The 12,439-nt window shown below is 74.1% G+C and carries 9 protein-coding genes; 3 read left to right on the forward strand and 6 right to left on the reverse strand.

Annotated elements, in window-relative coordinates:
• The first annotated feature begins 9 nt into the window (after positions 1-9).
• The 3 genes from CRV15_RS05295 (at position 10) to CRV15_RS05305 (ending at position 6,753) form a co-directional block, all read left to right on the forward strand.
• A complete protein-coding gene (locus CRV15_RS05295; protein WP_029183077.1) occupies positions 10-4,686 on the forward strand; it encodes an ATP-dependent helicase in 4,677 nt (1,558 codons plus the stop codon).
• Positions 4,687-5,122: 436 nt separating this feature from the next.
• Complete coding sequence (locus CRV15_RS05300; protein ID WP_003962081.1) at positions 5,123-5,926, forward strand: Fpg/Nei family DNA glycosylase; 804 nt, start codon at positions 5,123-5,125, stop codon at positions 5,924-5,926.
• A 32-nt stretch (positions 5,927-5,958) separates the two neighbouring features.
• Positions 5,959-6,753 carry an SDR family NAD(P)-dependent oxidoreductase gene (locus CRV15_RS05305; RefSeq protein WP_003956933.1) on the forward strand — a complete coding sequence of 265 codons (795 nt, stop codon included), beginning with the start codon at positions 5,959-5,961 and terminating at the stop codon, positions 6,751-6,753.
• A gap of 599 nt (positions 6,754-7,352) precedes the next feature.
• On the opposite strand, the gene CRV15_RS05315 is transcribed toward CRV15_RS05305, so the two are convergent.
• The 6 genes from CRV15_RS05315 to CRV15_RS05340 form a co-directional block, all read right to left on the reverse strand.
• A complete protein-coding gene (locus tag CRV15_RS05315; RefSeq protein ID WP_003956935.1) occupies positions 7,353-7,823 on the reverse strand; it encodes a Dps family protein in 471 nt (156 codons plus the stop codon).
• A 437-nt stretch (positions 7,824-8,260) separates the two neighbouring features.
• Positions 8,261-8,644, reverse strand: a complete 384-nt coding sequence (locus CRV15_RS05320; RefSeq protein WP_003962079.1) for a helix-turn-helix domain-containing protein — start codon at positions 8,642-8,644, stop codon at positions 8,261-8,263.
• Positions 8,645-8,753: 109 nt separating this feature from the next.
• Positions 8,754-9,263, reverse strand: a complete 510-nt coding sequence (locus tag CRV15_RS05325; RefSeq protein WP_003956937.1) for a CinA family protein — start codon at positions 9,261-9,263, stop codon at positions 8,754-8,756.
• A complete protein-coding gene (pgsA, locus tag CRV15_RS05330) occupies positions 9,260-9,925 on the reverse strand; it encodes a CDP-diacylglycerol--glycerol-3-phosphate 3-phosphatidyltransferase (protein WP_003962078.1) in 666 nt (221 codons plus the stop codon). Before pgsA ends, CRV15_RS05325 begins: the two co-directional genes overlap by 4 nt.
• Complete coding sequence (gene rimO, locus CRV15_RS05335; RefSeq protein ID WP_003956940.1) at positions 9,922-11,421, reverse strand: 30S ribosomal protein S12 methylthiotransferase RimO; 1,500 nt, start codon at positions 11,419-11,421, stop codon at positions 9,922-9,924. Before rimO ends, pgsA begins: the two co-directional genes overlap by 4 nt.
• Before the next feature lie 158 nt (positions 11,422-11,579).
• Positions 11,580-12,404 (reverse strand): helix-turn-helix domain-containing protein, encoded by an 825-nt coding sequence (locus CRV15_RS05340; protein WP_009997722.1) that lies wholly within the window; start codon positions 12,402-12,404, stop codon positions 11,580-11,582.
• Positions 12,405-12,439: the final 35 nt, after the last annotated feature.

A 12,439-nucleotide genomic window follows, 5' to 3' on the forward strand; every position in this document is an offset into this window, starting at 1 on the left:
ATGGGGTTCATGGCCAGGAACGCGCTCGACTCCTTCTCCCCCGCGACCCGGAGCTGGTTCACGGGAGCGTTCGCCGCGCCCACAGCCGCCCAGTCGGGCGCCTGGCGGGCGATCGGCGAGGGCTCGGACGTCCTGGTCGTGGCGCCGACGGGGTCCGGCAAGACCCTGGCCGCCTTTCTCGCCGCGCTGGACCGGCTGGTGTCCACGCCGCCGCCCGCCGACGCCCGGGCGCGCTGCCGGGTGCTCTACATCTCCCCGCTGAAAGCGCTCGCGGTGGATGTGGAGCGCAATCTCCGCAGCCCCCTGACCGGCATCCGGCAGGAGGCGGTGCGGCTGGGGCTGCCCGAGCCCGAGGTCCGGGTCGGCATCCGCTCGGGCGACACCCCCGCCGCCGAGCGCCGCTCGCTGGCCACCCGCCCGCCGGACATCCTCATCACCACCCCCGAGTCGCTCTTCCTCATGCTCACCTCCTCGGCCCGGGAGGCGCTGACGGGCGTCGAGACCGTGATCCTCGACGAGGTGCACGCGGTCGCCGGGACCAAGCGGGGCGCCCACCTCGCCCTGTCGCTGGAGCGGCTGGACGAGCTGCTGCCCCGCCCCGCCCGCCGGATCGGCCTCTCCGCCACCGTCCGCCCGGTGGACGAGGTCGCCCGCTATCTCTCCCCGCAGCGCAAGGTGGAGATCGTCCAGCCGCCGTCCGCGAAGGAGTTCGACCTCTCGGTGGTCGTCCCCGTCGAGGACCTGGGCGAGCTGGGCGGCGCGCCCGCGGCCGACGCCTCCGGGGACCGGGGCGACGGGGACCGGCCCTCGATCTGGCCGCATGTCGAGGAGCGGATCGCGGACCTCGTCCAGGCCCACCGCTCCACCATCGTCTTCGCCAACTCCCGCCGCCTCGCCGAGCGGCTGTGCAACCGGCTCAACGAGATCGCGTACGAACGGGCCACCGGCACCGCCTTCGACGCCCCCCGGCCCCCGGGCCCCACCGGCGGCCCCGCGGCGACACCGCCGCCGCAGGGCTCCCCTGCTGAGATCATGGCCCAGTCCGGGGCCGCGCTCGGCGCCCCGCCGCTGCTCGCCCGCGCCCACCACGGCTCCGTCTCCAAGGAGCAGCGGGCCCAGGTGGAGGAGGACCTCAAGGCGGGCAGGCTCCCCGCCGTGGTGGCGACGTCCAGTCTGGAGCTGGGCATCGACATGGGCGCGGTCGACCTGGTCGTCCAGGTCGAGTCGCCGCCGTCCGTCGCCTCCGGCCTCCAGCGGGTCGGCCGCGCGGGCCACCAGGTGGGCGCGGTCTCCACCGGCGTCGTCTTCCCCAAGTACCGGGGCGACCTGGTGCAGGCCGCCGTCGTCACCGAACGGATGCGCGAGGGCGCGATCGAGTCGCTGCGCGTCCCCGCCAATCCGCTGGACGTGCTGGCGCAGCAGCTCGTCGCCATGACCGCGCTCGACACCTGGCCCACCGACGAGCTGCTGGCGCTCGTCCGCCGCGCCGCGCCCTTCGCCTCACTGCCGGAGTCCGCGTTCGACGCGGTGCTCGACATGCTCGCCGGGCGGTACCCCTCCGACGCCTTCGCCGAGCTGCGCCCCCGCGTGGTCTGGGACCGGGTAGCGGGCACCGTCACCGGACGGCCCGGGGCGCAGCGGCTCGCCGTCACCTCCGGCGGGACCATCCCGGACCGGGGGCTCTTCGGGGTCTTCCTCGCGGGCGCCGACCCCAAGAAGGGCGGCGGCCGGGTCGGCGAGCTGGACGAGGAGATGGTGTACGAGTCCCGGGTGGGCGATGTCTTCACCCTGGGCACCACCTCCTGGCGGATCGAGGACATCACCCGGGACCGGGTCCTGGTCTCCCCCGCCCCCGGCGTCCCGGGCAGACTGCCGTTCTGGAAGGGCGACCAGCTCGGCCGCCCGCTGGAGCTGGGGCGCGCGGTCGGCGCCTTTCTGCGGGAGGTCGGCGGCCTCACCGACGAGGACGCCCGGCTGCGGCTGCTGGCGGCGGGCCTGGACGCCTGGGCCGCGGACAACGTCCTCGCCTATCTCGACGAGCAGCGCCGGGCCTGCGGCCATGTGCCCGACGACCGCACGATCGTCGTGGAGCGGTTCCGGGACGAGCTGGGCGACTGGCGGGTGGTGATCCACTCCCCGTTCGGCGCCCAGGTGCACGCCCCGTGGGCGCTGGCGCTCGGCGCCCGGCTCACCGAGCGGTACGGCCTGGACGCCCAGGTCATGCACGCCGACGACGGCATCGTGCTGCGGCTGCCCGACGCCGATCTGCTCGGTCTGGACCTGCTCGACCAGGACCCCGCCGACAGCGGCACCGACCACGACGCCGCCCAGGCCCCGGTCGGCGCGGCCGACGCCGTCTTCGACCAGGGCGAGATCGGGGGGATCGTCACCGACCAGGTCGGCGGCTCGGCCCTGTTCGCCTCCCGGTTCCGCGAGTGCGCGGCCCGTGCGCTGCTGCTGCCGCGCCGTCGGCCCGGCCGGCGCACCCCGCTGTGGCAGCAGCGCCAGCGGGCGGCCCAACTGCTCCAGGTGGCGAGCGAGTTCGGCTCCTTCCCGATCGTCCTGGAAGCGGTCCGCGAGTGCCTCCAGGACGTGTTCGACGTCCCCGGCCTCACCGAGCTGATGGGCGACATCGCCTCCCGCCGGGTCCGCATGGTCGAGGTGACCACCCCCGAGCCCTCGCCCTTCGCCCGCTCCCTGCTCTTCGGCTACGTCGCCCAGTTCCTCTACGAGGGCGACTCCCCGCTCGCCGAGCGCCGGGCCGCCGCGCTCTCGCTGGACTCCCGGCTCCTCGCGGAGCTGCTGGGCCAGGCGGAGCTGCGCGAGCTGCTCGACGCCGACGTCCTCACCGAGCTGGAACGGGAGCTCCAGTGGCGCACCGGGGACCGCCGGGCCAAGGATGTGGAGGGGGTCGCCGATCTGCTGCGGGTGCTGGGGCCGCTGACCGACGCCGAGCTGGCCGAGCGGGGCGCCGAGCCCTCCTGGCCGCAGACACTGTCCGCGGCGCGGCGCGCCATCCGTGTCAGGATCGCGGGCACGGACCACTGGGCGGCGATCGAGGACGCGGGGCGGCTGCGGGACGCCCTGGGCACCGCGCTGCCGGTGGGGGTCCCAGAGGCGTTCACCGAGCCGGTCGGGGATCCGCTGGGCGATCTGCTCGCCCGGTTCGCCCGGACCCGCGGCCCGTTCACCTCCGCGCAGGCCGCGGCCCGCTTCGGGCTGGGCACGGCCGTCACGGAGGGCGGGCTCCAGCGGCTGGCCGCGGGCGGGCGGATCGTCCAGGGGGAGTTCCACCCCTCGGGCATCGGCCAGGAGTGGTGCGACGCCACCGTGCTGCGGCGGTTGCGGCGGCGCTCGCTGGCGGCCCTGCGCCAGGAGTTGGAGCCCGCTCCCCCGGCGGCGCTGGCCGTCTTCCTGCCGCAGTGGCAGCATCTGGGCGGCGGACTGCGGGGGATCGACGGGCTCGCACGCGCCGTCGAACAGCTCCAGGGCGTGGCGGTCCCCGCCTCCGCGCTGGAGAAGCTGATCCTCCCCGCCCGGGTACGGGACTACGGCCCGGCGATGCTGGACGAGCTGACCACGACCGGCGAGGTCGTCTGGGCCGGGGCGGGCGCCCTGCCCGGCAAGGACGGCTGGGTCGCCCTCTGCCCCGCCGACACCGCCCCGCTGCTGCTGCCCCCGCCGCGCCCGCTGGAGCCGACCGCGCTCCAGGAGTCGGTCCTCGCCGCCCTCGCCCCCGGGTACGGTCTGTTCTTCCGCCAGATCGCCGACCGGGTCCGGGCCACCACCCACCCGGACGCCACCGATCCGCAGCTCGCCGACGCCCTCTGGGAGCTGGTCTGGTCCGGCCGCCTCACCAATGACTCGCTCGCCCCGCTGCGCTCCCTCCTCGGCTCGGGGCGCACCGCGGGCTCCACCGCCCACCGGGCCCGGCGGACCGTGCCCCGGGGCCGGTACGGCGGGCTCACAGCCGCGGCACGGCCCGCGAGCCGGGGCGGACCGCCGACGGTGAGCGGGCGCTGGGCGCTGCTGCCCGCGCCCGAGCCCGATCCCACCCACCGGGCCCACGCCCGGGCCCGCACCCTGCTGGACCGCCATGGCGTGGTCACCCGGGGAGCCGTCGCGGCGGAAGGCGTCGAGGGCGGCTTCGCCGCGGTGTACCGGGTGCTGTCGGCGTTCGAGGACAGTGGGCAGGCCCGCCGCGGCTATGTGGTGGAGGGGCTGGGCGCGGCCCAGTTCGCCATGGACGGCGCGGTGGACCGGCTGCGGGCCGCCGTAACCGCCGGGGAGCGCGCCGAGGGGCACCGGGACCCGTCCGCGCTGGTACTGGCGGCGGCGGACCCGGCGAACGCCTATGGCGCGGCCCTGCCCTGGCCCGAGCCCCCGCCGGGCGCGACCCACAAGCCGGGGCGGAAGGCGGGCTCCCTGGTGGTCCTGGTGGACGGCGGGCTGACCCTGTACGTGGAGCGCGGCGGCAGGACTCTGCTCGCCTGGTCGGCGTCCCCCGAGGACCCCGCACTGCGCACCGCCGTGGCGGCGCTCGCCGACGCCGCCCGCGCGGGGACGCTGGGGCCGGTGACGGTGGAGCGGGCCAACGGCGCCCCCGCCCTGACCTCCCCGCTGGCCCCCGCCCTGGAGACGGCGGGCTTCCACGCCACCCCGAAGGGCCTGCGCATACGCCCCTGACCGCACGCCGCACCCGGAGCCGCGCCCGCACCGGAGCCACCCCCGCGCGGTCCGGTCCCGGCCCGCGCCGGTGATCCGGCCCAGCCGCCACGGCCACCGGCCACCCCCGCACCGCTCGCGCCGCCCGTGGAGCCGCCCCGGTGCCGCGGCGGAGGGCGCCGGGCGCGCGCTCGGACAGCGGGTCGTCGGCAGTCCGTGCCCTCCCGGCTCGGGCTGACCCACCGGCTGCTGTCCCCGCACCGTGCGCCCGGCGCCACTGTGGAGCCGCCCCGGTGACGGTGCCGCCCCCGCCGGACCGATCCGAGCGGGGTCACGCTCGCCTCCGACGGCGGCGAGGTCCACCGCGCCGCCGACACCCGCGCCACCCAGGGAGCCCGCACCTCCCCCACCACCGGCCCGCGGCCGACCCCCGCCCCGCATCGCGCATCATGGAGGCATGCCCGAAGGTGACACCGTCTGGCGGACCGCGAAGCGTCTGGACACCGCTCTGGCGGGGCGGGAGCTGACCCGGTCCGAGCTGCGGGTGCCCCGGTACGCGACGGCCGACCTCACCGGGCGGCGGGTGCTGGAAGTGGTACCGCGCGGCAAGCATCTGCTGGCCCGGTTCGAGGGCGGGCTCACCCTGCACTCGCATCTGCGGATGGACGGGGCGTGGCGGGTCTTCCCGGCGGGCGAACGCCCGCGCGGAGGGCCGGAGCACCAGATCCGGGCCGTCCTCGGCACCTCGTCCCACACCGCCGTCGGCTATCGGCTGCCGGTCCTGGAACTGCTGCGCACCACCGACGAACAGAAGGTGGTGGGCCATCTCGGCCCGGATCTCCTCGGCCCGGACTGGGACCCCGCCGCCGCACGCGAACGGCTGCTCGCCGATCCGTCCCGGCCGCTGGGCGAGGCCCTGCTCGACCAGCGCAACCTCGCCGGAATCGGCAATGTCTACAAGTGCGAGCTGGCCTTTCTCGCCGGGGTGACGCCCTGGCTCCCGGTGGGCGAGCTGCCCGAAGGGGTTCTGGAGCGACTGCTCGCGACCGCCCACCGGCTGCTGGAGGAGAACAGGGACGCGGTCGAGCGCCGGACCACGGCCGCCGGTTCCCGGGCGGGGTCCCGGCTCCATGTCCACGGCCGTGCGGGCCGCCCCTGCCCCCGCTGCGGCACCCCCGTCCGCCGCAGCGGTCCGGGCCGCGCCGGGGACGAACGGATCAGCTACTGGTGCCCCGGCTGCCAGTCCGGACCGCTTGATTGACAGCCCGTCAGATACGGTCGTACGGTCCCCGCATGGCGCTCACGGCGTACGACCTCAGCGGAAGAACGGCGTTGGTCACCGGGGCGGCGAGCGGCATCGGCCGGGCTTCGGCGGTCCTGCTGGCACAGGCGGGAGCGGACGTCCACTGCGCCGACATCGACACCGAGGGGTTGGCCGGGACCCTCGATCTGATCGCGAAGGCCCCGGGGCGGGGAGCGGCCCACACCCTGGACGTCACCGACCGGGCCGCCGTGGCCGCACTGGTCGGAAGCGTCGCCGCCGGGGAAGGGCGGCTGGACATCGCCGCCGCCATAGCGGGCATCGTGCACACCGGCCCGGCCCTGGAGACCACGGACGAGGATCTGGAACGGGTGCTCGCGGTCAATCTCAAGGGTGTGCTGTACCTCTGCCAGGAGGCGGCCCGGGCGATGATCGCGGACGGCGCGCCGGGCTCGATCATCACGATGTCCTCGGGCTCGGTGGACGTGGGATACCCGGGGCTCCTCCCGTACAGCGTGTCCAAGGCCGCCGTGGTCCAGTTGACCCGGACCTTCGCCACGGAGCTGGGCCCGCACCGCATCCGGGTGAACAGCGTCGCACCCGGCTGGATACGCACCCCGATGATGGCGCCGGGGCCAGCGCCGGGGCATCCGGAGACGGCGGCCCGGCTGGCGACCCCCGAGCAGATCGCCGAACGCGCCCCGCTGGGCCGGGTCGGTGAACCGGAGGACGTGGCGCACTCGGTCCTCTTCCTGGCGTCCGACGCGTCCGCCTACCTCACCGGCCAGATCATCCGTCCGAACGGCGGGCTGACGATGCCCTGGTGACCGTGTCCCCGCCGGGACCGCCACCGCCGCCCGACCCGCCGCGGCCACCGCCGCCACCGGCCGGACCCGGACCGCCACCGTCCCCCGGCATCCCCGGACCCTCCGCTCCCCGGCGGCGCGGCCCCCTCCAGCACAGCGCACGCGGCCGAAGGCCCCCGCGCCGCCGCCGGGGAGCGGTCACATGCACCGGCAGCAGACTCAGGCCCCAGCCGCCCGCCACCACCATCCCCTCGGTCAGACCGGCCCGCTCCGGCGCCGTGACGAGCCGTATCAGCGCCCACCACCAGACCCCGCCCGCCGCGAGCGCGACAAGCACCGAGAGCACGGCCCCGGCCCCGAGGGCGCCTCCGCGACACTCCATGGCTGCTGCCTCCCTCGGAACCACGCTAGACCTGGGAGATCACCCACAGGGAGGGCGCACCGGGGTCGGGTCCGGGCGCACACGTCCCGGAAACACGCGCGTCCCCGATCACGCTTCCCCGGTCACACCCGCCCGGGCACACCCGCCCGGGCACACCTGCCGGTCACATCGGCTCCGCCCCGTCCGGCCCCGGCACCCGAAGGACCGCCCGGGGCCGGACCAGGGCACCGGGACCGTCTCACACACTCTCCGCCTGGAACATCCACGAGTGCTTTTCGAGATCGCCGGTGAGGCCGATCAGGATGTCCTGGCTCACCGGGTCGGGGTCGCCGGTCGTCGCGATGCGCTCCCGCATCCGTACGATCACCGCGTCCAGGGCCCGTACGAGCACCTGGATGGCGTCGCCGTCCTTGATCCATCCCTCCGGTACGGTGCCGATCGCGCTCTGGGCCGCCACCGTGGCCGCCCGTCCGTCGGGGGTGACCCCGATCGCCGCGCACCGCTCGGCCACCGTGTCCGAGTGCAGCCGGGCGGTGTCCACCACCTCGTCCAGTTGGAGATGGACGGACCGGAAGCGGGGCCCGACGACGTTCCAGTGGACCTGCTTGGCCACGAGGGAGAGATCCACCAGATCCACGAGCGCGCCCCGCAGCGCCTCCCCGACGGTTTTGAGATCCGCGTCGGACAGAGGACTCTTCACGACAGACATACGGGGCCTCCAGTCGGTTGTCGGCGTTTTCCACCATGACACAGCCCCACGGAACGGACCTGCGGACGGATCTCTCTCCGCCCGCCGCCCATGCCCCGCGGCGGTCACTGTCCGCGACCGATCGGGGCGGCCTCCGGGGCGCTCGTCCCGCCCTTCCGGCGGCTGACCGCCTCCGCCATCACGTGATGCGGGTACCACGGCTTCAGCGGGACTTCAGCCCCGCTGAAGCCGCACCCAAGAAATCGACGGTCCCGCCCAGGAGACCGACGGTCCCACGCAAGAACCCCGGCCCACCGCCCCAGAGGGCAGCGACCGGGGTTCGCATCGCACCACACCGTATCCGCACCATCCGGAACGTCTCCTTCCGGTGCGGTGTCGCCGAGGGCCGCAAAACGCCGTACCAAACGGCACGGCGGAACGGTTCGACGCCCTGCGCACTACGCCGCGACGACGTCGACGGCCTCCGTCGGCGCCTTGATCGTCACTCGCTCCGTCGGCACACCGGTGACCGATGTGACGGAGACGGAGTTCAGCATCGTACGAACCGGTGTGGGCACCGGCTCGGTGGCCGCGGCCGAAGCAGCCAGCTCAGCCAGCGACAGCTCGTCGCTGACCTCCCTCATGAGCTCGGACATCCGTACGTCCAACGCGTCGCAGATCGCGGAGAGCAGCTCGGAGGAAGCCTCCTTCTGCCCCCGCTCCACCTCGGAGAGATAGCCGAGCGAGACTCGGGCGGACGAGGAGACTTCGCGCAGAGTACGGCCCTGGCGCTGGCGCTGCCGACGCAGCACGTCACCCAGCAGGCGACGGAGCAGAATCATCGGTGGCTCCCTCCTCGGACCGTGTTACCGCATCCTTCACGCCCCACCGTACCGCCTTGTGCTGCGGCCGTGCGGGGAGCGATGTCGTGTTCACTCAGGGCTGCAAACATCAATTCCCCCCGTTCTGTTCCGTATCCTGTGCCCGCGCCGTCCCCAGCAGTTCGTCCAGCAGCAGCGCGAGTACGCTCCGTACACTTTCCTTACGGATTTCCGCACGGCTGCCGTTCAATCGCAGTGCGGCGGTTTTCCCCGCCCCGGAGGGTCCCGCGATCGCCACATGGACGGTGCCGACGGGGCTGCCGTCCTGCGGGGCGGGTCCCGCGACGCCGGTGGTGGCCATGCCCCAGCCGGCCCCGAGCGCCCGGCGCACACCGGCCGCCATCTGCCGCGCGACCTCGGCGTCCACCGCTCCGCGGGTCTTCAGCAGGGTCCCGTCGACCCCCAGGAGATCCCGTTTCAGATCGGTGGCGTAGGCCGTGACGGAACCGCGGAAGACCGCCGACGCCCCCGGCACCGCCGTCAGCTCTGCGGCCAGCAGGCCACCCGTCAGGGACTCGGCGGCGGCCAGCGTCTCACCACGCTCCGCGAGCAGGGCCAGGACCCGGGCCGCCTCGGTCACCGTCCGGTTCCCGCCGTGCCGCGCGCCTTGGCCAGTCCCCGCCGTCTCAGCGTGACCGCCTGTCGCACATAGTCGAGCCCGGTGACGACCGTCAGCACCACGGCGACGCCCATCACCCAGAAGCGGAGGGTGGCCAGCGGTCCGGTCAGCACCAGGACATACATCCCGACCGCCGTACCCTGGGCCAGGGTCTTGATCTTGCCGCCCCGACTGGCCGGAATCACTCCATGGCGGATCACCCAGAACCGCATCAGGGTGACGCCCAGCTCCCGGAAGAGAATCACCGCGGTGACCCACCAGGGGAGATCCCCGAGCGCCGACAGACAGATCAGACCGGCGGCCATGATCGCCTTGTCGGCGATCGGGTCGGCGATCTTCCCGAAGTCGGTGACCAGGTTGTAGGTCCGTGCCAGATGCCCGTCGAAGATGTCCGTGATCATCGCGACGGCGAACGCCGCCCACGCCCAGGCGCGCCAGACGGGGTCGTATCCACCGCCCTGGAGCATCAGCAGGACAAAGCCGGGCACCAGCACCAGACGGAGCATGGTGAGGACATTGGCGATGTTCCAGAGGCTGGCCTGGTTGACGGCCGCAGCGCCCAGCTTGCCACCGGGGGCGGGCCTGCCGGAGCCGCCCCCCGCGGATGCCGGCGCTCCGGTCATCTGCCCGCCTCCTCGCCCGGGGTCCCGCCGCCGGTCCGCACGTCCTCGCAGTGGTCGGCCAGCAGATCGACGCCCTCCGCGCCGACGGCCTTGGCCACGACCATACGGCCGGGCACCAGACCCTCGCTCGCGGTGAACAGGATCTGTCCGTCGGTCTCCGGCGCCTGGTGCGCCGCGCGGCCCACCGCGCCGTCCTCCGCGTCGACCGACTCGACCAGGACCTCCAGCGTCTCGCCCACCCGCTCCTCGGCACGCTGGGCGGTCAGCTCCTCGGCGAGCCGGGACAGATGGGCCAGCCGCTCGGCGACGACGTCCTCGTCCAGCTTGTTCCCGTACCCGGCGGCCTCGGTGCCGTCCTCGTCGGAGTAGCCGAACACCCCGATGGCGTCGAGCCGGGCATGGGTGAGGAAGCGCTCCAGTTCGGCGAAGTCCGCCTCGCTCTCGCCGGGGAAGCCGACGATGAAGTTGGAGCGCACTCCGGCCTGCGGGGCCTTGGAACGGATGGTCTCCAGCAGCTCCAGGAAGCGTTCGGTGTCCCCGAAGCGCCGCATCGAGCGCAGCACGTCCGGCGCGGAGTGCTGGAAGGAGAGGTCGAAGTAGGGGGCGATCTTCGGTGTGGAGGTCAGCACGTCGATGAGGCCGGGGCGCATCTCGGCGGGCTGGAGGTAGCTCACCCGCACCCGCTCGATGCCGTCGACGGCCGCCAGCTCCGGCAGCAGGGTCTCCAGGAGGCGGATGTCGCCGAGGTCCTTGCCGTAGGAGGTGTTGTTCTCCGAGACCAGCATGACCTCCTTCACGCCCTGCTCGGCCAGCCAGCGGGTCTCCCCGAGGACATCGGAGGGGCGCCGGGAGATGAACGAGCCGCGGAAGGACGGGATGGCGCAGAAGGAGCAGCGCCGGTCGCAGCCGGACGCCAGCTTCACGGAGGCCACGGGGCTGCTGCCGAGCCTGCGGCGGAGCGGGGCGCGCGGCCCGGACTCCGGGGCGACGCCCTCGGGCAGATCGACGATCGGGGCGGGGGCGGCGTCCCCGTGGCCCGGCAGGGCGACCCCGGTGGCGGACTGGCGCTCGGCAGGGCTCAGCGGAAGCAGTTTGCGCCGGTCACGGGGGGTGTGAGAGGCGTGGATGCCACCGCTGAGGATGGTCTGGAGCCGGTCGGAGATATCGGCGTAGTCGTCAAAGCCGAGGACTCCGTCGGCCTCGGGCAGGGCCTCGGCGAGTTCCTTGCCGTAGCGCTCGGCCATGCAGCCGACCGCGACCACGGCCTGGGTCCTGCCGTGGTCCTTGAGGTCGTTGGCCTCCAGCAGGGCGTCGACGGAATCCTTCTTCGCGGCCTCGACGAAACCACAGGTGTTGACGACGGCGACATCCGCGTCGGCGGCGTCCTCGACGAGCTGCCAGCCGTCCGCTGCCAAGCGGCCTGCCAGCTCCTCCGAGTCCACCTCGTTACGGGCGCAGCCAAGAGTGACAAGGGCGACGGTACGGCGTTCGGGCATGGGCTCAAGACTACTTTGTCCTGGCCCGCGCCCCTGCCCCGAGGGCTCCTCCGCCGTACGGGGCCACCGCCGCGCTCCGGTCCGTCCCGGTGGCCGTGTCCGGAGCGGGTCCGTTCCGTCCCGTCCCGTCCCCGCTCCGGGCCTCCTCCGGGCCGGTCTCAGCCGACCTGGGGGTCGCCCTTGGTGTACGAGAGCCGCTCCACCTGGCCCGGCCGGAAACCGCCGTCGATCTTCTTGCCGTTGACGAACAGCTCGATCGCCCCGGCGTTACCGAGCGTGAGATCGATCCCCTCGGCGTCCTGGAATGTCCGGGAATCCCCCTTCGCGAGGGTGCCGTCGAAGATCAGTTTGCCGCTGCGGGCCTTGGCCGAGATCCAGCTCCTGTCGTCGATGACGGAGAGCCGGACGGTGACCCGGTCGGCGGGGGCGGCGGCGATGGCGCTGTCCGAGGGGACGGGCTTGGGGTCGGCGGGCCTGCCGCTCGGCCGCTTCGACGGCCGGGCCTCGGGCGCCTGCCCCTCGGCGACCGTACGGTCCCGGGAGGACCGCTCGTCGCCGCCGCTGACGAGGGTGAAGCCGACGAAGCCGATCACGGCGACGATCGCGGCCACCATGGCCGCCGTCCAGTTGGGGCGGCGCGCGTCGGGCCGAATCCGTTCGGCCTCGAACAGGGGTGCCGCGGGGGTGGGCGCGGGCCGCCCGCCGCGTTCGGCGTCGTACCGCTCGATCAGCGGGGCGGGATCGAGCCCGACCCGCCGCGCGATCATCCGGATATGGCCCCGCGCGTACACATCGCCGCCGCTGCGGGCGAAGTCGTCCTGCTCGATCGCGAGAACGATCGGGACCCGCACCCGGGTGGAGGCACTGACCTCGTCGACGGTCAGGCCCGCGGAGAGCCGGGCCTGCTTCAGCACGCGGCCGATGGAGGGCCGGTCCTCCTCGATGGAAGGACGGTCGTCTTCAGGGGAGTTGCCGAGGGTCACAGGCGTGCCTTTCGAGCGTGTAACCACCTGCTGGA

The organism is Streptomyces clavuligerus (genome assembly GCF_005519465.1).
In the GTDB taxonomy this organism is placed as follows: Bacteria; Actinomycetota; Actinomycetes; order Streptomycetales; family Streptomycetaceae; genus Streptomyces; species Streptomyces clavuligerus.

Excerpts from the sequence above, each read along its gene's own strand:
- CRV15_RS05315 (WP_003956935.1), bottom strand. The coding sequence starts at position 7,823 with ATGTCTGTCGTGAAGAGTCCTCTGTCCGACGCGGATCTCAAAACCGTC.
- CRV15_RS05305 (WP_003956933.1), top strand. The coding sequence starts at position 5,959 with ATGGCGCTCACGGCGTACGACCTCAGCGGAAGAACGGCGTTGGTCACC.
- CRV15_RS05320 (WP_003962079.1), bottom strand. The coding sequence starts at position 8,644 with ATGATTCTGCTCCGTCGCCTGCTGGGTGACGTGCTGCGTCGGCAGCGC.
- pgsA (WP_003962078.1), bottom strand. The coding sequence starts at position 9,925 with ATGACCGGAGCGCCGGCATCCGCGGGGGGCGGCTCCGGCAGGCCCGCC.
- CRV15_RS05300 (WP_003962081.1), top strand. The coding sequence starts at position 5,123 with ATGCCCGAAGGTGACACCGTCTGGCGGACCGCGAAGCGTCTGGACACC.
- rimO (WP_003956940.1), bottom strand. The coding sequence starts at position 11,421 with ATGCCCGAACGCCGTACCGTCGCCCTTGTCACTCTTGGCTGCGCCCGT.
- CRV15_RS05295 (WP_029183077.1), top strand. The coding sequence starts at position 10 with ATGGCCAGGAACGCGCTCGACTCCTTCTCCCCCGCGACCCGGAGCTGG.